The sequence below is a fragment of the Lachnospiraceae bacterium JLR.KK002 genome, assembly GCA_036941025.1.
Lineage (GTDB): Bacteria > Bacillota > Clostridia > Lachnospirales > Lachnospiraceae > Petralouisia.
Window position 1 is genome coordinate 945556 of the sequence record JAYMNP010000001.1, and the last position, 20623, is coordinate 966178.

At 46.3% G+C, this 20623-nt stretch carries 22 protein-coding genes and 2 pseudogenes; 21 read left to right on the forward strand and 3 right to left on the reverse strand.

The window, feature by feature from the left end:
• Positions 1–43: 43 nt before the first annotated feature.
• Together VSQ32_04490 and VSQ32_04495 are read right to left on the reverse strand one after the other, a co-directional pair.
• Positions 44–247 (reverse strand): alpha/beta-type small acid-soluble spore protein, encoded by a 204-nt coding sequence (locus VSQ32_04490; protein MEH2942135.1) that lies wholly within the window; start codon positions 245–247, stop codon positions 44–46.
• 173 nt (positions 248–420) lie between these two features.
• Positions 421–2184 (reverse strand): NFACT RNA binding domain-containing protein, encoded by a 1764-nt coding sequence (locus VSQ32_04495; GenBank protein ID MEH2942136.1) that lies wholly within the window; start codon positions 2182–2184, stop codon positions 421–423.
• Positions 2185–2417: 233 nt separating this feature from the next.
• Here VSQ32_04495 and VSQ32_04500 point away from each other — a divergent pair, with 233 nt between their 5' ends.
• The 10 genes from VSQ32_04500 to VSQ32_04545 are packed head-to-tail and all read left to right on the forward strand — an operon-like array spanning position 2418 to position 9360.
• Positions 2418–2681, forward strand: a complete 264-nt coding sequence (locus VSQ32_04500) for an IreB family regulatory phosphoprotein (protein MEH2942137.1) — start codon at positions 2418–2420, stop codon at positions 2679–2681.
• Positions 2682–2690: 9 nt separating this feature from the next.
• Positions 2691–3140, forward strand: a complete 450-nt coding sequence (gene ruvX, locus VSQ32_04505; GenBank protein ID MEH2942138.1) for a Holliday junction resolvase RuvX — start codon at positions 2691–2693, stop codon at positions 3138–3140.
• Between the two features lie 42 nt (positions 3141–3182).
• On the forward strand, positions 3183–3443 hold the full coding sequence (locus tag VSQ32_04510) for a DUF1292 domain-containing protein (GenBank protein MEH2942139.1): 261 nt from the start codon (positions 3183–3185) through the stop codon (positions 3441–3443).
• 44 nt (positions 3444–3487) lie between these two features.
• Positions 3488–3943, forward strand: a complete 456-nt coding sequence (locus VSQ32_04515; protein ID MEH2942140.1) for a Fur family transcriptional regulator — start codon at positions 3488–3490, stop codon at positions 3941–3943.
• A gap of 37 nt (positions 3944–3980) precedes the next feature.
• Positions 3981–5645 carry a ribonuclease J gene (locus VSQ32_04520; GenBank protein ID MEH2942141.1) on the forward strand — a complete coding sequence of 555 codons (1665 nt, stop codon included), beginning with the start codon at positions 3981–3983 and terminating at the stop codon, positions 5643–5645.
• A gap of 22 nt (positions 5646–5667) precedes the next feature.
• Positions 5668–6006, forward strand: coding sequence for a YlbF family regulator (locus tag VSQ32_04525; protein MEH2942142.1), 339 nt, complete (start codon positions 5668–5670; stop codon positions 6004–6006).
• 26 nt (positions 6007–6032) lie between these two features.
• Positions 6033–6416: an aminodeoxychorismate lyase gene (locus VSQ32_04530; GenBank protein MEH2942143.1), complete on the forward strand. Its 384-nt coding sequence runs from the start codon at positions 6033–6035 to the stop codon at positions 6414–6416.
• The gene (locus VSQ32_04535) at positions 6413–7105 is read left to right on the forward strand and encodes an O-methyltransferase (GenBank protein ID MEH2942144.1); all 693 of its coding nucleotides are present in this window, start codon (positions 6413–6415) and stop codon (positions 7103–7105) included. The genes VSQ32_04530 and VSQ32_04535 overlap by 4 nt, the downstream gene beginning before the upstream one ends.
• Positions 7059–8309 carry a U32 family peptidase gene (locus VSQ32_04540; GenBank protein MEH2942145.1) on the forward strand — a complete coding sequence of 417 codons (1251 nt, stop codon included), beginning with the start codon at positions 7059–7061 and terminating at the stop codon, positions 8307–8309. The genes VSQ32_04535 and VSQ32_04540 overlap by 47 nt, the downstream gene beginning before the upstream one ends.
• Positions 8302–9360 (forward strand): lactonase family protein, encoded by a 1059-nt coding sequence (locus VSQ32_04545; GenBank protein ID MEH2942146.1) that lies wholly within the window; start codon positions 8302–8304, stop codon positions 9358–9360. The genes VSQ32_04540 and VSQ32_04545 overlap by 8 nt, the downstream gene beginning before the upstream one ends.
• Before the next feature lie 153 nt (positions 9361–9513).
• On the opposite strand, the gene aroC is transcribed toward VSQ32_04545, so the two are convergent.
• Positions 9514–10656, reverse strand: coding sequence for a chorismate synthase (gene aroC, locus VSQ32_04550; GenBank protein MEH2942147.1), 1143 nt, complete (start codon positions 10654–10656; stop codon positions 9514–9516).
• Between the two features lie 22 nt (positions 10657–10678).
• Here aroC and VSQ32_04555 point away from each other — a divergent pair, with 22 nt between their 5' ends.
• The 11 genes and pseudogenes from VSQ32_04555 to VSQ32_04605 all read left to right on the forward strand — a co-directional run bounded on the left by VSQ32_04555 (position 10679) and on the right by VSQ32_04605 (position 20443).
• A complete protein-coding gene (locus VSQ32_04555) occupies positions 10679–10948 on the forward strand; it encodes a hypothetical protein (protein MEH2942148.1) in 270 nt (89 codons plus the stop codon).
• Positions 10941–12068: a tRNA guanosine(34) transglycosylase Tgt gene (gene tgt / locus VSQ32_04560; GenBank protein ID MEH2942149.1), complete on the forward strand. Its 1128-nt coding sequence runs from the start codon at positions 10941–10943 to the stop codon at positions 12066–12068. The genes VSQ32_04555 and tgt overlap by 8 nt, the downstream gene beginning before the upstream one ends.
• Positions 12049–13680: an Ig-like domain-containing protein gene (locus VSQ32_04565; GenBank protein MEH2942150.1), complete on the forward strand. Its 1632-nt coding sequence runs from the start codon at positions 12049–12051 to the stop codon at positions 13678–13680. Before tgt ends, VSQ32_04565 begins: the two co-directional genes overlap by 20 nt.
• Before the next feature lie 226 nt (positions 13681–13906).
• Positions 13907–14224 carry a preprotein translocase subunit YajC gene (gene yajC, locus VSQ32_04570; GenBank protein ID MEH2942151.1) on the forward strand — a complete coding sequence of 106 codons (318 nt, stop codon included), beginning with the start codon at positions 13907–13909 and terminating at the stop codon, positions 14222–14224.
• A 48-nt stretch (positions 14225–14272) separates the two neighbouring features.
• Positions 14273–14365: pseudogene (locus tag VSQ32_04575) on the forward strand (HAD hydrolase family protein).
• Positions 14366–14380: 15 nt separating this feature from the next.
• A pseudogene (locus tag VSQ32_04580) lies at positions 14381–14491 on the forward strand (GNAT family N-acetyltransferase).
• Positions 14492–14721: 230 nt separating this feature from the next.
• On the forward strand, positions 14722–15828 hold the full coding sequence (gene leuB, locus VSQ32_04585; GenBank protein MEH2942152.1) for a 3-isopropylmalate dehydrogenase: 1107 nt from the start codon (positions 14722–14724) through the stop codon (positions 15826–15828).
• Positions 15829–15842: 14 nt separating this feature from the next.
• Complete coding sequence (gene ilvB / locus VSQ32_04590) at positions 15843–17540, forward strand: biosynthetic-type acetolactate synthase large subunit (protein MEH2942153.1); 1698 nt, start codon at positions 15843–15845, stop codon at positions 17538–17540.
• A complete protein-coding gene (gene serC, locus VSQ32_04595; GenBank protein ID MEH2942154.1) occupies positions 17524–18603 on the forward strand; it encodes a 3-phosphoserine/phosphohydroxythreonine transaminase in 1080 nt (359 codons plus the stop codon). Before ilvB ends, serC begins: the two co-directional genes overlap by 17 nt.
• A 1-nt stretch (position 18604) precedes the next feature.
• A complete protein-coding gene (locus VSQ32_04600) occupies positions 18605–19768 on the forward strand; it encodes a phosphoglycerate dehydrogenase (protein MEH2942155.1) in 1164 nt (387 codons plus the stop codon).
• 72 nt (positions 19769–19840) lie between these two features.
• The gene (locus tag VSQ32_04605; GenBank protein ID MEH2942156.1) at positions 19841–20443 is read left to right on the forward strand and encodes a recombinase family protein; all 603 of its coding nucleotides are present in this window, start codon (positions 19841–19843) and stop codon (positions 20441–20443) included.
• The last annotated feature ends 180 nt before the right edge of the window (positions 20444–20623 follow it).

Consider the following 20623-nt stretch of genomic DNA (forward strand, 5'->3'; position numbering starts at 1 on the left):
ACGCCTGCTTTCTGATTGTCTGAGTATAAACGGAAGTTTCCTGTTATTTGCCAGACATCTGTCTCTCCTGGGCTTCGATCATTTTCTTCACCATATAACCGCCGACAGAACCGTTCTGTCTGGAGGTTAAATCTCCGTTGTAGCCATCTTTTAAAGGCACGCCGATTTCGTTTGCAACTTCGAATTTAAACTTATCCAGTGCGCTTTTTGCTTCCGGTACTACCGCTTTGTTAGATGAATTAGACATATCGTTACCTCCTGTTGTCTTTTGTTTCTGAACAATTTCTGCTTTACTTTTTCCTGTGTGAATCATCCGAAGATGATATGGTGTAACCCGTTGGTTACGAGGATAGTATATGCACAGAAATCAGGATTAGACATGCAGTTCTTTCCGAATTTAACAGAAAATTCCATGAAATATCAGTCGGTAATCGGTTGTATATCACTGATATCCGGGGAGGCAATCAGAGAATAATTGGTGTAATACACGACGAATCCCGGCTTGCTGCCATTGGGCTTTTTCACATGTTTTTTTTCGATATAGTCAATTTCCACCTTGTCCGTTCCCCGTCCGTTGGAGTAGTAGGCCGCCAGCCGTCCGGCTTCCTCAAAAGTACGGTCCGGCAGTTCGTCGCCGTTGGTTTTTACCACCACATGGGAGCCTGGCATTCCTTTTGCATGGAACCACCAGTCATTTCCCGCTGCAAATTTAAAAGTGAGCTCATCGTTCTGGAAATTATTTTTTCCCACGTACATGTGATAGCCGTCGGAGGAAAGGTAATGAAAAGGCCTGCTTTTGATTTTTTCTTTTTTGCCGGCGTGTTTCTTTTTGATATAGCCAAACTGCACAAGTTCCTCTTTAATCTGGGTCAGATCCTCCTCAGAAACGGCAATATCCAGGGAAGTGGAAATGGATTCCAGATGAAGGATTTCTTCCTGGGTTTCCTGAAGCAGTTCTGTCAGTGCCTCATAAGTGCGTTTTAATTTATTGTACCGGTCGAAGTATTTCCGGGCATTTTCCTGAGGAGTAAGCTGGTCGTCCAGAGGAATGGAAATCATTTCATTTGTATAGTAATTGAGAGCTTTCAGCTTTTTTGCATTTTCTTCCAGATTGTATCCGTAAGTGTTGATAAGTTCTCCGTATACTTTATATTTGTCCCGTTTTTCCGTATCTTTTAACTGTTTTTGCTGTAAATCGTATTTTTTTCGGCCCCGCTCCAGCAGAGTGTTTACGATTTTGCGCAAATCGGCAGATTTCTGACGGATTCGGGTGTATACATTTCTGGCGGCGTAGAAAGTTTCCAGCACTTCAGAAATGGAAGAACAGTCTGTTCTGGTAAAGTCTCCGTACTGTGTCAGTTCCACTGCGGAGAAATCCACCGGTTCTTTTCCGTTGCGAATCAGGTTTGGACGGAAATTTCCTTCCCGGACGTCCTCCATCATCCAGGAAAAGTGGTGGAAAAGATGAAGTTTTTCTTCTTCTGACAATGCTTCCGCCGGTCGGTCGCCGTCCAGGGAGGCCCGGAAACAGAGTTCGGAGGCAATGACCGGACTGATACCGGTATAAGCGGTATAGATAGCCTTCTGTACCGGCAGGGGCCTGTGATATACCTTTTCAGAAAAGGACTCCTGCGTTTCTGACAGAGGGCTGGACTTTTCCTGCGTTTCCGGGATAAAATAAGTTCTTCCGGGGAGTACTTCCCGGACAGAACTGACCTGGGCGGAAATGTGTTTGATGCTGTCAATGATTTTCTGATTCTCATCGCAGAAGATAATATTGCTGTGTTTGCCCATAAGTTCCACAATGAGAACTTTGCGGCAGAGGTCCCCCAGTTCGTTGAGATGTTCAATTTCAAAATTAATGATACGCTCCATATGGGGCTGGTAAATTCGGATTATTTTCCCGTTGGCTATGTGTTTTCGGAGCAGCATACAGAAATTCGGCGCTGTCAGGGGACTGGTTTTGTTGGAGTCAGTCAGGTAAATCAGGGGAAGGGAAGGGCTTGCGGATAATAAGAGCCGCACCTGTCCGCCTTTTACGTTATCTGTCTCTGTTCGGGAGGTTTTTATTGTGAGCAGAAGCTCGTCATTTTCCGGCTGGGCGATTTTGCTGATTCGGCCGTTTATGACTGTTTCATTCAATTCTTTTACTAAATTTGCAATTACAATTCCGTCAAAAGCCATGATAATTCTCCTTTATAGATAGCATAGGTCTGTTACAGTATAGCTCAAATTTCTGAAAAATGGAATAAAAAAAAATATGGATTGAATTTTCCGAACATTTGTATTAGAATAGATAAAAGAACCATTCAGGAACGAAAGAGCAGAAAGGGATTACATTTGTTCAAATACAAAAGTGGATACAGCAGACGATTGTTTTGGACAAAGGTAATTACATTCAACAAGGGCGTGAAAAGATGCAGGATAAAAACAATACTCAATATTTTAAAGTGGAGAAGGAACAGCAGATAAGGGTTGACGATGTGCTGGAAATTGTATATAGTGCTTTGCGGGAGAAGGGCTACAATCCGGTGAACCAGATTGTGGGATATATTATGTCCGGAGACCCTACTTACATTACCAGCCATCGGAATGCAAGAAGCCTGATTATGAAAGTAGAGCGGGACGAGCTGGTGGAAGAGATTCTGCGCCGGTATATCCAGAGCAACTCCTGGGGATAGGAGGTCAGGATGCGCATTATGGGGCTTGATTTTGGTTCCAGGACCGTGGGTGTTGCCATAAGTGATGCATTACTGGTTACTGCCCAGGGAATCGAAACCATTCAGCGGAAATCGCCGGGAAAACTCCGGCAGACACTTGCAAGGATTCAGGAACTGACAGAGGAATATCAGGTGGAGGAAATCGTACTGGGATTTCCGAAGAACATGAATAATACGGAAGGGGAACGCTGCCGCAGTACGCTGGAATTTCAGGAACTGCTGAAAAAGCGCTGTAATCTGCCGGTGGTGCTGTGGGATGAAAGGCTTACTACCGTGGAAGCAGAGCGGAGCCTGATGGAGGGCGGCGTGCGCAGAGAACACCGGAAGAACCATGTGGACAGGATTGCCGCTGTACTGATTTTACAGGGGTATCTGGATGCACGGGCATTTCGGGCGGAAAAATCAGGAAATTCAGAATAGGGAAAGACGAAACAGCAAAGTTGGAATAAAAGGACAGAAACAATGGAAAAAGTAGTATTTCAGGCTCCCGGCGACGGGGGGTCCAGGGAATTTTATGTAGTAGAGCAGACCAGAATCAGCGGGGTGAATTATCTGCTTGTGGCAGAAGAGGAAGATGGAGACTGTGATGCCTTTATTTTAAAGGAAATATCACAGGAAGAAAATGAAGATATCGTGTATGAAATGGTGGATTCTGAGGAAGAACTGGAATATATGTCCGGGATTTTTGGAGAAATTCTGGAAGATGTGGATCTTACCATGTAATACGGAAGAATCTGAAAACATGAATTTTACAGAAAGGTGTTGCGATGCTCCGGGAAGATTTTGAAAAGATTTTGAAGGAACATGGATTGAAGAAGACCAGGCAGAGAATTCTGGTACTGGAAGCACTGTCATCCTGTGAGGATAAACACCTGACTGCGGAAGAAATATATGAAACAGTGAAGGCAGAGTTCCCGGAAATCGGGCTGGCGACTGTCTATCGGACAATACAATTGCTATCAGAGCTGGACCTGGTGGAAAGTGTGCAGCTTGGAGATGGATGCGTGCGTTATGAAATTGGAAAGATTGGTGGAAAAGAGGCGCACCGCCACCATCATTTAATATGTCTGGAATGTGGAAAAGTAATATCTTTTTGGGACGACCTGTTAGAGGAGCTGGAGGAACGTATCAGAGAGTCAGCTTCTTTTCAGGTTATCAACCATGAGGTAAAGTTTTACGGCTATTGTGAATCATGTCTGAAACAGGGACAGGAATGTCAGTGAAAAGCGAGGGAACCTGCACAGCATTTGGAGGTGCAAGTTGAAAAAAGAACATAATTCAAAATTGAAAATCATTCCTTTAGGCGGACTGGAGCAGATTGGAATGAACATTACTGCCTTTGAATACGAAGACAGTATTATTGTGGTGGACTGCGGTCTGTCTTTTCCGGAAAATGATATGCTGGGTATTGACCTGGTAATTCCGGATGTTACCTATCTGAAGAATAATATCGAGAAAGTAAAAGGATTTTTTATTACCCATGGCCATGAAGACCATATCGGGGCCATTCCTTATATTCTGCGGGATATTAACGTGCCCATTTATGCAACAAAGCTGACCATCGGTATTATAGATAATAAGCTGCGGGAGCATAATATGCTTTCCAAAGTAAAGCGTAAGGTGGTAAAATACGGACAGCATATCAATCTGGGCTGTTTCCGGGTGGAATTTATCAGGACCAATCACAGTATTCAGGACGCTGCGGCCCTGGCCATCTATTCGCCGGCAGGAATTGTGGTGCATACGGGAGACTTTAAGGTGGACTACACGCCGGTATTCGGCGATGCCATTGACTTGCAGCGGTTTGGCGAAATCGGCAAGAAGGGCGTGCTGGCGCTGATGTGCGACAGTACCAATGCGGAACGGCCGGGCTTTACCAATTCGGAACGCACGGTGGGAAAGACCTTTGACAATATTTTTGCGGATCACTCCAATACCAGAATCATCATTGCCACGTTTGCTTCCAATGTGGACCGTGTACAGCAGATTATCAATTCTGCTTATAAATTCGGGCGTAAGGTTGTGGTGGAAGGCCGCAGTATGGTAAATATCATTACTACAGCTACGGAGCTTGGGTATCTGCAGATACCGGAGCATACACTGATAGATATTGAGCAGCTGAAGAATTATCCCGATGAACAGACGGTGCTGATTACTACCGGAAGTCAGGGAGAGTCTATGGCGGCATTGTCCCGTATGGCAGCAAGCCTTCATAAGAAAGTCACCATTAAGCCGGGAGATACCATTATATTCAGCTCCAATCCCATACCGGGAAATGAAAAGGCTGTGTCCAACGTCATCAATGAACTGTTCCGCAAAGGGGCGGAGGTGATTTTCCAGGACGCTCATGTGTCCGGACACGCCTGCCGGGAGGAAATCAAGCTGATTTATTCTCTGGTGAAACCAAGATATGCAATTCCGGTTCACGGAGAGTACAGGCATCTGCGGGCACAGGCTACTATTGCGGAAGAACTGGGTTTCAAAAAAGAGGACATCTTTATCCTTTCTTCCGGAAATGTACTGGAATTGGATGAAAAGGGCGCGGAGATTACAGGACAGGTTCCGGTGGGCTCTATTCTGGTGGATGGCCTCGGCGTGGGCGATGTGGGAAATATTGTGCTCAGAGACAGGCAACATCTGGCAGAAGACGGAATTATCATTGTGGTGATGACCCTGGAGTCCGGAAGCGGCCAGGTACTGGCGGGACCGGATATTGTCAGCCGGGGCTTTGTGTATGTGAGAGGTGCGGAAAGCCTGATGGATGAGGCGAAGAAGGTACTGGACGGGGCCATGGAATACTGTATGGAGCGGAATATTACAGACTGGGGTAAGATTAAGACGGAAATCAAGGATGAACTGGGAGAATTTGTCTGGAAAAAAACCAAACGGAGGCCCATGATCATGCCGATTATTATGGAAGTCTGATGGTTCATGTCGGAGGTTCAGGATGGATCGGATAATAGAGAAAAATCTGGAAGCACTGGTGTATGCGGTGAAGAACAGTCCGGAATATGCGGAATACCAGAGAATACGGGAACTGGTTCATGCAGATCCGGAAAAAGAAAAAGCAATCCATGAATTCCGGAGAAGGAATTTTGAGTTGCATATGCGCAGGGATGTGGATTTATTTACTGAAACAGACCGTCTGGAACGGGAATTTGCACCGCTGCGGGCGGAGCCTTATGTAAACGAATATCTGGCAGCGGAACTTGCAGTATGCCGTATGGTACAGCATATCAATTACCGTCTGATGGAAGAAATTGAGTTTGATCTTGGGTTTGAGTAATTTCAGCCGGAGAAAAGGGGAATGTCATGAGAAGCAGCAAGGTGGTACTGAGTATATTAAACAGTATGTTGAGTATACTGCTCCTGATACTGATTCTGTTTGTGGTGTTAAAGGCGGGAAACGCCGCCTATGATATGGGATACCGGGTTTTTACGGAGCCGGCTGTGGACAGGGAACCGGGAAGAGATATTTCAGTGCGTTATTATAATGGAATGTCCGTCACAGAGCTTGGAAGCCTGCTGGAAGAAAAGGGAGTGGTGGACAGCGGAATACTGTTTGCCATACAGCTTGGCCTTTCTTCTAAGGGAGATAAAATCAAACCGGGCAAATATACGCTGAATACTTCTCAGACTCCGGAAGAACTGATACAGGTACTGACAGGAGAGGAGACAGAGGAAAAAGAAGAATGATAGTGGAAGAACGTCTTGTTACTTACATCAATTCCCTGGACAGAGGAACGGAGGGGCTGCTGGCGGAGATAGAAGAGGAAGCCCGCCGCGCCTGTGTGCCTGTCATTCGAAAGGAAACCCAGAACCTTCTGAAACTGCTGCTGGCCATGAACCGGCCGGGACGTATTCTGGAGGTGGGGACTGCAGTGGGATTTTCCGCGCTGCTGATGGAATCATGCAATCCGGTGCCCTGTGAAATTACCACCATAGAAAATTATGAAAAAAGAATTCCTGTTGCAAAAGCAAATTTTCTGCGCGCAGGGAAACAGAATGTGATAAAATTGTCAGAGGGAGACGCCGCCCGGATTCTGAAAGAACTGACAGGCAGTTATGACTTTATTTTTATGGATGCTGCAAAGGCACAGTATATTCATTTCCTTCCGGAGGTGATGCGCCTGCTGAGTCCGGGAGGCGTGCTGGTATCCGACAATGTGCTGCAGGACGGTGATATTATCCAGTCGCGTTTTGCGGTTACGAGAAGAAACCGCACCATACATAAGCGGATGCGGGATTATCTCTATGAGCTGACCCATATGGAAGGCCTTACCACTTCCATACTGCCCATTGGCGATGGGGTGACAGTCAGCGTAAAGGAGGAGAGCAATGAGCAGGAAAAAACCGGAACTGCTGGTGCCGGCCAGCAGCCTTGAAGTCTTAAAGGTGGCTGTGATGTTCGGTGCGGATGCGGTGTATATCGGCGGAGAAATGTTCGGCCTGCGGGCGAAAGCCAGGAACTTTTCCATGGAAGACATGGAAAAGGGGATTGCATTCGCCCATGAACATGGCGTAAAAGTATATGTGACAGCCAATATCCTGGCTCACAATTATGATCTGGAAGGAATCCGGGCATACTTTACAGAACTTAAATCTTTGAAGCCGGATGCTCTGATTATTTCCGACCCCGGCGTATTTACCATTGCCGGAGAACTGTGTCCGGAACTGGAAATTCACATTTCCACACAGGCCAATAATACCAATTATGAGACGTATCGGTTCTGGCATGGACTTGGGGCAAAACGTGTGGTTTCTGCCAGAGAGCTGTCTTTGCAGGAGATTTCGGAAATCCGGAAAAAAATACCGGAAGACATGGAGATTGAAACCTTTATTCACGGAGCCATGTGCATTTCCTATTCCGGAAGATGCCTGCTCAGCAATTATTTTACCGGGCGGGACGCCAATCAGGGAGCCTGTACCCATCCCTGCCGCTGGAAATATGCGGTGGTGGAGGAGACAAGACCGGGGGAATATCTGCCGGTGTATGAAAATGAGCGGGGAACCTATATTTTTAATTCCAAAGATTTGTGTATGATTGAACATATTCCGGAGCTGGTGGAAGCAGGAATTGACAGCTTCAAGATAGAAGGCCGGATGAAAACAGCTCTTTATGTGGCGACGGTGGCAAGAACCTACCGGAAGGCCATTGACGATTATTTTTGTTCAGAAGAAACTTACCGGGCGCATATGTCCTGGTATACGGGACAGATTTCCAACTGCACTTACCGGCATTTTACCACAGGATTTTTCTTTGGAAAGCCGGATGAGCAGACCCAGATTTATGACAGCAATACCTATACAAAAGAATATACCTATCTTGGTATCATCGAAGGCAGGAATCAGGACGGATGGTACCGGACAGAGCAGAGAAATAAATTTTCCGTTGGAGAACAGATTGAGGTAATGAAGCCGAATGGAGATAACATACCGGTAACGGTGAAGTCCATTCGGGATGAAGAAGGAAACGAGATGGAGTCAGCACCCCATCCCAGACAGGTGTTATATATTGATTTAGGACAGCCATTGGCGGAGTTTGATATTCTGCGCAGACAGGAAAAGGAGGAACAGGCAGATGAATAAAGACAGATATGTAGCATATGTGGGGACTTATACCCATGGCACCAGCGTAGGAATCCATATTTACGATGTGGATGTGGAAGAGGGAAGTATGACGGAACGGAAGGTAATACCTATTAATAACCCTTCTCATCTGACCATTTCCGCAGATGGAAAATTCCTCTATTCCATCGCAGACGAGGGGGTTGCCGCATTTAAAGTCCTTCCTGACGGAGATCTGGAAGCCATAAATGAGAAATGGATTGGCGGTATGCGTGGGTGTTATGTGGATGTGGACCGGGAAAACCGTTATCTGTTTGTGGGAGGTTATCACGATGGCCGGGTGACCATGATGAGACTGAATACAGACGGAAGTATCGGAGAGATTGCAGACGGAATTTTCCATACAGGTATGGGGAGAAGTATTGCGGAACGGAATTACCGTCCTCATGTGAACTGTGTGAAACTGACGCCGAAGCAGTATTATCTCTGTGCAGTGGACGGCGGCCTGGATCAGGTGAAGATTTATCAGATTGACTATGAAAAAGGGAAAATGAAAATTGCGGATATTCTGCGGGAACATCTGGAGTCATCTCCGAGAATGATACGGTTTACCCCGGATGGAAATTACGCCTATGTACTGTGTGAGGAAAGCAATGAGGTGGATGTTTACAGTTATGCATGTACGCCTCAGGGGCCTGAATTTGAACGAATCCAGAGTATTCCCACTGTGGATGAGGAAGAGAGAAGGAACTGCGGCGCTTCCGGTATGGAAGTCAGTCAGGATGGAAGGTATCTTTTCTGCTCCAACGCAGGGGCCAATTCTGTGGTTATTTACGCCATCAATCAGGAGAATGGCGAGCTGACCATGGTATGCGATTCCAAAATCAGCGGAGATTATCCCAAGTCCATTGCGATTTTCCCGGATGGGCAGCATTTTGTAAGTTTAAATCATGATACCAACGAGATTATGACATTCCATGTGGATTATGAGAAGAAATATTTTCTGATGAAGGGCAGGCCCATTGCCATCGACCAGCCCAACTGTATTCATATTCATAAACTTCCGCAGTAATTTTAAGGGGCTGTTTTGCGACAGCCCCTTTGCGATATGTATTTTGCCGGACTGAGTTCTATAGTAACCCGTATTACTTTCCGTTCTGTCTGTTTGCCGGTAAACCCTAATCATGCACAGGCTGACGACTGGCGGGCCGCATGGCCATCCATGCTATGAAAGTCTCTGACTTTCCTGGTAAATCTGTTCCAGAGAAGCCATTCGGCTGCCGGTATGTTCCATCATCAAATCCAGAACCGTCAGTGCTGCCATTGCTTCCGCCACTACCACAGCTCTGGGAACAATAACCGGGTCATGTCTGCCGTGAATGGCAATTTCCACAGGTTTTCCATCTCTGCTGATGGTATTCTGAGGGGCGGAGATGGAGGGGGTAGGTTTGACGGCAGCCCGGAAAATAACGGGCGCCCCGTTGCTGATACCGCCCAGAATTCCTCCGGCATGGTTGGTGGAAAGGGCAGGACTGCCGTTTTTCATTTCAAAACTGTCATTATTCTCAGAACCTGCAGAAGCGGCGGAAGCGAATCCGTCGCCGATTTCAAAGCCTTTTACCGCGCCGATGGAAAAAATGGCTTTGGCCAGGCAGGCGTCCAGTTTATCGAAAACAGGTTCTCCGACGCCTGCCGGAAGGCCTGTAATGATACATTCAATGATACCTCCGGCAGAATTTTTCTGCTTCATACATGTTTCCAGAAATTCCTGTGCTTTTGCACAGGCATGTTCTTCCGGCATACAGAGCGGACTGGAGAGAATAGCGGAATTTACCTGTTCATAATTCCGGGAAAGGAGTTCTTCCGGAGTGGCGGATATGGAGACCGGGCCGATGGATCTGGTATAAGTCAGAAATGAAACACCAAGCCGGTTCAGAATTTTAGAGGCAATTGCTCCCGCGGCCACTCTGCCGATGGTTTCCCGGCCGGAGGAACGTCCGCCGCCGCGGTAGTCCCGGAACCCGTATTTCATATCAAAGGTATAATCTGCATGTCCCGGTCGGTAGTAAGAAGCAATATCTCTGTAATCCCCGGAACGCTGGTCCTGATTAAATACCACAAGGCTGATGGGAGTTCCGGTGGTTTTCCCTTCAAATACGCCGGAAAGGATTTCGACTTTGTCACTTTCCTTTCTCTGAGTGGTAAATCTGGACTGTCCCGGTTTTCTTCTGTCCAGAAATTTCTGTATATCTGTTTCCTCCAGGGGAAGTCCCGCGGGACAGCCATCAACTACCACGCCGATGCCTTTCCCGTGGGATTCCCCCCAGGTGGTGATTTTAAAATGAGTACTGAATGTTGAGCCTGCCATAAAAACCTCCTGAATTGATAAATTGGAAAAAGAAATTTTCTTAACCGTTGAAAGAAGAACCTTCTTAACCGCTGCGTTTATTATATCCAACCTTTCGGAAAAAAGAAAGTATTTTATTGAGAAAGACATGGAATTCTGGTATACTGATTTTTGTTATGAAATCTGTGGAAAGCAGAACCACGGAACTGTACAGGCAATTGCGAAACGAAATAATGGTACATGGAATTTTGCTGATTGGCTCGTTTCGCAATTGCCTGGAAACTGTATGAAGAAAGGAACGATTTATGTATAAACTGTTAAAACAGGAAGGCCGGGCCAAACGGGGAGAATTTCATACGGTACATGGGGTAATTCAGACTCCGGTATTTATGAATGTGGGTACGGTTGCGGCTATTAAGGGAGCGGTGTCCACCCAGGATTTACAGCAGATAAAGACACAGGTGCAGTTGTCCAATACCTACCATCTTCATGTACGTCCGGGAGATGAGGTGGTAAAGGAACTGGGGGGCCTGCATAAGTTTATGGTATGGGACAAACCCATTCTGACGGATTCCGGCGGATTTCAGGTGTTTTCTCTGGCAGGACTGCGGAAAATCAAAGAAGAAGGCGTGTATTTCAACTCCCATATTGATGGAAGGAAAATTTTCATGGGCCCGGAGGAGAGTATGCAGATTCAGTCCAATCTGGCCTCCACCATTGCCATGGCTTTTGATGAGTGTCCTTCCAGTGTGGCGGAACGTTCCTATGTGGAACATTCCGTGGCCAGAACCACCCGCTGGCTGAAACGCTGTAAAAAAGAGATGAGCCGGTTAAATGAAATGGAAACCACGATTAACCGGCAGCAGATGCTGTTCGGTATCAATCAGGGGGCAATTTTTGATGATATCCGTATCGAACATGCCAGACAGATTGCAGAACTGGATCTGGACGGATACGCCATCGGCGGGCTGGCAGTGGGAGAGAGCCATCAGGAGATGTACCATATTCTGGATGTGACGGTGTCTCATCTGCCTCTGGAAAAACCCACTTATCTGATGGGGGTGGGAACGCCCGCCAATATTCTGGAAGGAGTGGAGCGGGGCGTGGACTTTTTTGACTGCGTATACCCCAGCCGGAACGGGCGCCACGGCCACCTGTACACGAATCAGGGAAAAATGAACCTGTTCAACCGGAAATATGAAAGAGATTCCAGACCCATAGAGGAAGGCTGCCAGTGTCCGGCCTGCCGCCATTACAGCCGGGCTTATATCCGCCATCTTCTGAAAGCCAGGGAAATGCTGGGAATGCGGCTGTGCGTTCTCCATAATCTGTATTTTTATAATACCATGATGGAGGAAATACGGGAGGCGCTGGACCAGGGGCGGTTCCATTCTTATAAAGAGGAAAAACTGTATGGAATGGGGCAAAAGTAAGGTTACGAAACTGGCAGTTCTGTTTATTTTGTCCGTATTCCTGCTGGAAGTGTGTTTTCCCCGGACAGTATCTGCCCAGGCAGCACCGGAAATACTGACAAAAAAGATTCAGACCATTACTGCCTCGGATTTGTCAGAAGAAATGGGAAGGCCGAACTTTTTTCTGGATGCAAAAACGGACGGGAACGGCACATTAACCTACGCCAGCAGTAATACGGAGGTTGCCAGAATAAACGAGTTTACCGGAGAAGTGGAACTGACAGGAGTGGGGATGACACAGATTGTAATCCATGCATCAGCTACGGAGGAATATGAAGAAGCCTTCCGGACAATTCAGCTAAGGGTAAAAAAGGGAGATGTGGAGCTGAAAGTACCGAAAATTTCTTACACAAAGACATACAAAGACAAAGCCTTTTTCCTGGGAGCATCTGCCAGAAGCACTGTCAGGTATAAAAGCAGCAATTCCGGAGTTGTAAAGGTGGACAGCCGGGGCAAAGTAACTGTGAAGGGCTGCGGCAAGGCAGTGATAACGGTTATGGCCGGGGATTCTGATTACAAATCTGCTTCCAGGAAAATTACGGTAAAAGTTTTGCCGGGAAAGTCATTGCTGAAATCTGTGAGTAATAAAATTCCCGGACAGCTTAATATATCCTGGACCAGGCAGAAAGAAGCAGATGGGTATATGGTGGAATATGCCCCGGATAAGAAATTTAAAAAGCATGTGGGAAGAATCAGAATCGGGAAAAACAGCGTTACCAGAACCAACCTGAAAGGACTTACGGAAGGCAGGAAGTATTACATCAGAGTAAAAGCATATAAAATCATTAATCACAGAAAAGTTTATGGAAAAGCCAGTAAAGTTGTATCCAAAACGGTGAAAAAAGAACCGCTGCAGACCACAGCCCGGCCGGGAAAGCGGACACTGCTGAATTTGCTGCTCACTGCAAAAATACCTTTGGGCCATACCATGTATGTCTGGGGCGGAGGATGGAATGAATCAGATACAGGTGCAGGAGAAGAAGCGGTAAGTATTGGAGAAAGTCCCCGCTGGAGGGCATTTTATGAGTTGCAGGACAGTTCATACAATTACAGAAATACAAGATATCAGATTCATGACGGGCTGGACTGCTCCGGTTATGTGGGATGGGTGGTTTACAACGTAATGGAAACTGCCGATGGAAGAGCCGGATATGTGGAAAAGGCCTCCGGTATGGCAGAAAGTTTTGCGATGAAAGGATTTGGTAGTTATACGCCTGCCCGTAATGTGACAGACTGGAAACCAGGAGATATTATGAGTATGAGCGGACATGTATGGATTTCACTGGGTATGTGTGAGGATGGCAGCGTGGTTCTGCTTCATGCAAGTCCGCCGGGAGTTCTCCTGTGCGGAACACGTCTTCCGGACGGAAGGAACAGCCGTGCCGCAGAACTGGCAGAATATTATATGCGTACTTATTATCCGGACTGGTATAAGAAATTCCCGGACTGTACGAGACCTGCTTCCTATCTGACTGGTTCCGGACAAATGCGCTGGAATTCCGGTCTGCTTACGGATAAAGAGGGAATAAGGAAGCTGGGAGCGGAGGAAGTGTTAAAGAAAATTTTCCCATGATTAATCAGTGGTGTGATTCGTCATAGTATGAAAATATTGGCTATCTGTAAAAAATGAGGAAACTCAATGCAGAAATAGCTTGCTTTCGGTTCTCATTTTGTGTACAATAATATAAATGCGTAAAATTTTGTCACAGAGAAAAGGCCTGTATCTGCACAGGCAAAGCAGAAAATATCCGGGAACAGGTTTACAGGTTCCGGGGCATGGACAATTAGGAGGAAAAGAAATGTCTATTTTAGCTCAAACAGAGGCAGCGGCGGGATTTTCCATCATCTGGATTTTAGTTATGCTGGTAGCGCTTTATTTCATGATGATACGTCCGCAGCAGAAAGAGAACAAGAGAAAGAATGCAATGCTGGCTGAACTGGCAGTGGGAGACACCGTACTGACCACCAGCGGTTTTTACGGAATGGTCATTGATATCACAGAGGATACTGTTATTATGGAGTTTGGAAACAATAAGAACTGCCGTATTCCCATGCAGAAATCGGCTATTGCCATGGTGGAGAAGCCGGAAGACGCAGCGGAAAAAGAAAGTAAATAAGCAGAAAGCATTCTCAGGCGGGAGTCAGGGAATGCTTTTTTATTAAAAATATGTGGTATCGGCGTTGCGATGAGTAATGCAGTACAGGCGGTCAAAGATGTTGCGGGTGATATCACACTTTCAAATGAGGAGGATAGCGTAGCAGTCTACCTGGAAAAATCGCCTTTTGATGTGCCGAATGAAAACTTTATGGCATATAAAATAAAAGAAACCGCATCCGATATATGTGGAGTCGTAAAATATGCAAAAGAATTTGGTTTATCATGAACCATATCAAAATATAATGAAACGGCCATTCAATTATAACTCCAGATTATAAAAGCTATGAAAAAGAAAAATATCTTTTCCAGTTGAAATCCAAGAATAAATATACTATAGTAGTATTGATAATTTTTTGTCAATTAAAAGTCCGAATTCTGTCACACAGGCTGAAAGGTCAGGGTTTCCATGTGCCGAAACGGACAGTTATTATAGAAATACAGGGAGGGACAGTGAGCATGAATTACCGCATTGGAGTGATTTCCGGGGACGGAATCGGACCGGAAATCGTAAGAGAAGCAAGAAAAATACTGGATAAGGTGGGTGAGGTCTTCGGACACATATTTTCTTATGATGAAATACTGATGGGAGGCGCGTCCATTGACGCCACAGGAGTGCCCCTGACAGAGGAAGCCATCGCACAGGCAAAGGCAGCGGACGCGGTGCTTATGGGTTCGATTGGAGGAAATACCAGCACTTCTCCCTGGTATCAGCTTCCGCCGGATTTAAGGCCGGAGGCAGGACTTTTGAAGCTGCGCAAATCCCTGAACCTTTTCGCCAATTTAAGGCCGGCTTATCTGTATGAAGAACTGAAAGAAGCCTGTCCTCTGCGAGAAGATATTATCGGGGACGGATTTGATATGATGATTATGCGGGAGCTGACCGGGGGCCTCTATTTTGGAAAACGGGTAACGGAAGAACGGGATGGCCTGATGACTGCAGAAGACACCCTTACATATAATGAAACGGAAATCCGCAGAATTGCAAAGCGCGGATTTGATATTGCCATGAAGCGCAGGAAGAAAGTCACCAGTGTGGATAAGGCCAATGTGCTGGATTCCTCCAGACTCTGGCGGAAAATCGTGGAAGAAGTGGCGAAAGGATATCCGGAGGTGACGCTGGAACATATGCTGGTTGACAACTGCGCCATGCAGCTGGTAAAAGACCCGAAACAGTTTGATGTGATTTTGACAGAGAACATGTTTGGTGATATATTATCGGACGAGGCAAGTATGGTGACGGGTTCCATCGGAATGCTGTCCTCCGCAAGCCTGAATGATACAAAATTCGGCCTGTATGAGCCCAGCGGCGGTTCCGCACCGGATATTGCCGGAAAAGGAATTGCAAATCCAATTGCAACCATCTTAAGCGCCGCAATGCTTCTGCGCTATTCGCTGGATCTGGATAAAGAGGCGGACGCAGTGGAGCTTGCAGTAAAACAGGTGCTGCGGGAAGGATATCGTACGATAGATATTATGCCTCAGGAAGAAGAGAAAAAGGTATCTGTAACTCAGGTGGGAACCGTGGAAATGGGAGACCTGATTGCAGAAAAGATTCGTAACTGACAGGAGGAAAGAATATGCAGCTGACAGGAGCGCAAATTGTTATTGAATGTCTGAAAGAGCAAGGTGTGGATACTGTCTTTGGCTATCCGGGAGGAGCCATTTTAAATGTATATGATGAATTATATAAGCACAGGGATGAGATAAAACACGTGCTGACTTCCCATGAACAGGGGGCCAGCCATGCGGCAGACGGGTATGCCCGTTCCACCGGAAAGGTTGGAGTCTGTCTGGCCACTTCCGGGCCGGGAGCTACCAATCTGGTTACAGGAATTGCCACCGCCTATATGGATTCTGTTCCCATGGTGGCCATTACCTGCAATGTGGGTGTATCCCTTTTGGGAAAAGACAGTTTTCAGGAAATTGATATTGCGGGAATCACAACTCCCATTACCAAGCATAATTTTATTGTAAAAGATGTGGGAAAACTGGCGGAAACCATACGGAGAGCCTTTCGGATTGCCCAGAAGGGCAGACCGGGGCCGGTACTGGTGGATATCCCCAAGGATGTGACGGCAAATCAGACGGAGTTTCATCCCATCACCATAGAGCCGGAAAAACGCTGCTATGAGACTATTACGGAAGAAGCGCTGGAACAGGCAGTGGAAATGATTCGGAAATCCGAAAAACCCTATTTCTTTGTGGGAGGCGGAGCCGTTATCTCGGAGGCCAGCCAGGAACTTATGGAGTTTGTGGAAAAAGTACAGGCTCCGGTAGCCGATTCCCTGATGGGAAAAGGGGCTTTCGACGGAAATCACAGTCTCTATACCGGAATGCTGGGAATGCATGGAACCAAAACTTCCAATTACGGAGTCAGCGAATGCGATTTGCTGATTGCGGTTGGGGTCCGGTTCAGCGACCGGGTAACGGGGAACGCGAAGAAATTTGCTCCCCATGCCAGAATCCTGCAGTTTGATGTGGATCCGGCAGAAATCAACAAAAATATCGTGACGGACGCCCATATTATCGGAGATATCAGGGAAATTCTTCTGCGCCTGAACCAGAGAGTGGAGCAGCAGAATCATGAGGAATGGATTGGGAAGATCATGGAATATAAGGAAAAATATCCGCTGAGATACCATGATACGGGTCTGAGTGGCCCTTACCTTGTGGAAGAAATTTACCGTCAGACAAAGGGAGACGCCATTATAGTGACGGAAGTGGGTCAGCACCAGATGTGGGCAGCCCAGTTCTATAAATATAAAAAGCCGCGTACACTGATTACGTCGGGAGGCCTGGGTACCATGGGATACGGGCTGGGAGCAGCCATCGGAGTGCAGATGGCCAATCCCAAAAAGCAGGTAATTAACATTGCCGGAGACGGATGTTTCCGTATGAATATGAATGAAATTGCCACAGCAGTACGCCAGAACCTGCCCCTGATTCAGGTGGTGGTCAACAATCATGTGCTGGGCATGGTTCGCCAGTGGCAGACTTTATTTTATGAACAGCATTATTCTGCAACTGTATTAAAAGACAGTGTGGATTTTGTAAAACTGGCAGAAGCCCTTGGAGCCAGAGGGATTCGTGCTTCCACCAGAGAGGAATTCAGCCAGGCATTTGCCCAGGCTCTGGAAAACAGCGGGCCGGTGGTAATTGACTGTATGATTGACAGTGATGATAAAGTATGGCCTATGGTAGCGCCGGGAGCTGCCATCAGTGAGGTATTCAGCGAAGAAGATATGAAGGAGGAAAAAAATGAGCAGAGTTTATAATTTTTCAGCAGGACCGGCTGTTTTGCCGGAGGAAGTTTTGCGCGAGGCAGCAGAGGAAATGCTGGATTACCAGGGAAGCGGCATGTCCGTGATGGAGATGAGCCACCGCTCCAAAGTATATGACAATATTATCAAAACAGCAGAAGCAGACTTGCGGGAGCTGATGAAGATTCCCGATAATTATAAGGTGCTGTTTTTACAGGGAGGAGCTTCCCAGCAGTTTGCCATGATTCCCATGAATCTTATGAAGAATAAGAAAGCCGCTTACATTGTAACAGGCCAGTGGGCAAAAAAGGCATTTCAGGAAGGGCAGAATTACGGAGAGGCAGTAAAAGTGGCTTCCTCCGAGGATAAGACCTTTTCCTACATTCCGGACTGCTCCGATTTGGATATTCCGGAGGACGCAGACTATGTATATATCTGTGAAAACAATACCATTTACGGTACAAAATATAAGACGTTGCCCAATACCAAGGGGCATACTCTGGTAGCAGATGTGTCTTCCTGCTTCTTGTCCGAGCCGGTGGATGTGTCTGAATACGGAATTATTTACGGAGGCGTTCAGAAAAATATCGGGCCTGCCGGAGTGGTTATTGTGATTATCCGTGAAGACCTGATTACGGAAGATACCCTGCCGGGTACTCCGACCATGCTGAAATATAAGACCCATGCAGACGCAGAGTCCCTTTACAATACACCTCCTGCCTATGGCATTTATATCTGCGGAAAAGTATTCCGATGGCTGAAAAAGCAGGGCGGCCTTGAAGCCATGAAAGCACGCAACGAAGAGAAAGCGAAAATCCTTTACGATTTCCTGGATTCCAGCACCATGTTCAAAGGAACCGTGAGAAAAGAAGACCGTTCTCTGATGAACGTTCCTTTCGTAACAGGAGATAAGGATCTGGATGCAAAATTTGTCAAAGAGGCAGAGGCAGCAGGATTTGTAAATCTGAAAGGCCACCGGACCGTAGGCGGTATGCGTGCCAGCATATACAATGCGATGCCAAAAGAAGGCGTGGAGAAGTTAGTGGCGTTTATGAAAAAATTTGAAGAGGAGAATTAACATGTTTCAGTATCATTGCTTAAATCCCATTGCAAACGTGGGCCTGGATTTGTTCGGCCAGGAATATAAAAAGACAGACGATATCAGCGAAGCCCAGGCAGTGCTGGTAAGAAGTGCGGCCATGCATGACATGGAGCTGCCAGAACAGCTCTGCGCAGTTGCCAGAGCCGGAGCCGGAGTGAATAACATTCCTCTGGAAAAATGCGCAGAACAGGGAATTGTCGTATTTAACACGCCGGGAGCCAATGCCAACGGCGTAAAAGAGCTGGTATTTGCAGGAATGCTGCTGGCTTCCCGCGATATTACCGGAGGAATCAACTGGGTATTGGAAAATCAGGATAGCGAGACCATCAGCAAAGATGTGGAAAAGGCTAAAAAAGCATTTGCAGGCTGTGAAATTGCCGGTAAAAAATTAGGCGTTATCGGCCTTGGAGCCATCGGTGTGAAAGTGGCAAATGCAGCCACCCATATGGGCATGGAAGTGTATGGATACGATCCTTTTATTTCGGTCAATGCCGCATGGAATCTGTCACGAAACGTAAAACATATCAATAACGTGGAAGACATTTATCAGGAATGTGATTATATTACCATCCATGTGCCCCTTCTGGATGACACCAGAAAAATGCTGAATAAAGAAGCATTTGCAAAGATGAAAGAGGGCGTGGTAATTCTGAATTTTGCACGGGATCTTCTGGTGGATGAGGAAGATATCCTGGAAGCCATCAAAGAGGGAAAAGTGAAAAAATACGTGTCTGATTTCCCAAACAGCACCACTGCAGGAAAAGAAGGCTGTATTGTGATTCCCCATCTGGGCGCTTCTACAGAAGAATCCGAGGACAACTGCGCGGTGATGGCGGTGGAAGAAGTTATGGATTATCTGGAAAACGGAAATATCCGCAATTCTGTGAACTTCCCCAGATGTGACATGGGTGTCTGTGCCGGAGCCGGACGTGTAGCCATTCTTCACAGAAATCAAAAGGGAATCATCGGAAAATACACCGCTGTAATGGGAGACAATAACATCAATATTTCCGACATGACCAACAAGAGCCGGGGGAATTTCGCATATTCCCTTCTGGATATTGATTCCCCTGTTACGGAGGCGGCCATTGAACAGTTAGAGAAAATTGAGAGTGTGCTGAGAGTCAGAGTGATAAAATAAGGGAAAGCTGTTATGTCAGTTGGTTGAAAAATCATAGATATAACAGCTTTTATTTATACAGGAGAAAAAAACATGACGAATGCATATGGATATATTCGTGTCAGCAGTCGTGACCAAAATGAAGACAGGCAGAGGATTGCTTTACAGGAATTGCCCGTTCCGGTGAAAAATATTTTTGTGGACAAACAGTCAGGAAAAGATTTTGGTCGTTCTTCTTACAGGCGTATGTTAGAATGTATGAAACAGGGGGATGTGCTTTATGTCAGCAGTATAGACCGGCTGGGTCGTAATTACAGAGAAATACTGGAACAGTGGAGGCTGCTTACAAAGGAGAAAGAAATTGACATTGTGGTACTGGATATGCTGCTTTTAGACACCCGGAAATACAAAGATCTGATGGGAACATTTTTAAGCGATATTGTTCTGCAGGTACTGTCTTTTGCAGCAGAAAATGAGCGGATAAATATTTGCCAGCGCCAGGCAGAAGGAATTGCGGCAGCGAAAGCAAGAGGAGTCAGATTCGGGCGTCCGGCGCTTCCGTATCCGGATAATTTTCAGAACATATATTATGCCTGGCGGGAAAAAAAGATAACGCTCCGGCAGGCAGCAGAAGCATGTGGAATGCCTGTTGGAACATTTTATGGAAAAGCCAGGAAATTTGAAAATCCTGTTTAAATGCAGTAATCTTCCTGGCACCTTGCTTATAAAAAAGCAGAAAAAATTTGTAAATGTGTACTTTTTTAAATTTTTCTGCTTTCTATGTTTCTTACCCACTTTATCATAAAAATCCCCGTTTTGCAACAAATATTTGGAAGTTCAGGAAAGAAGTTGCCTTTTTGAGAAGAAAGACTTCTA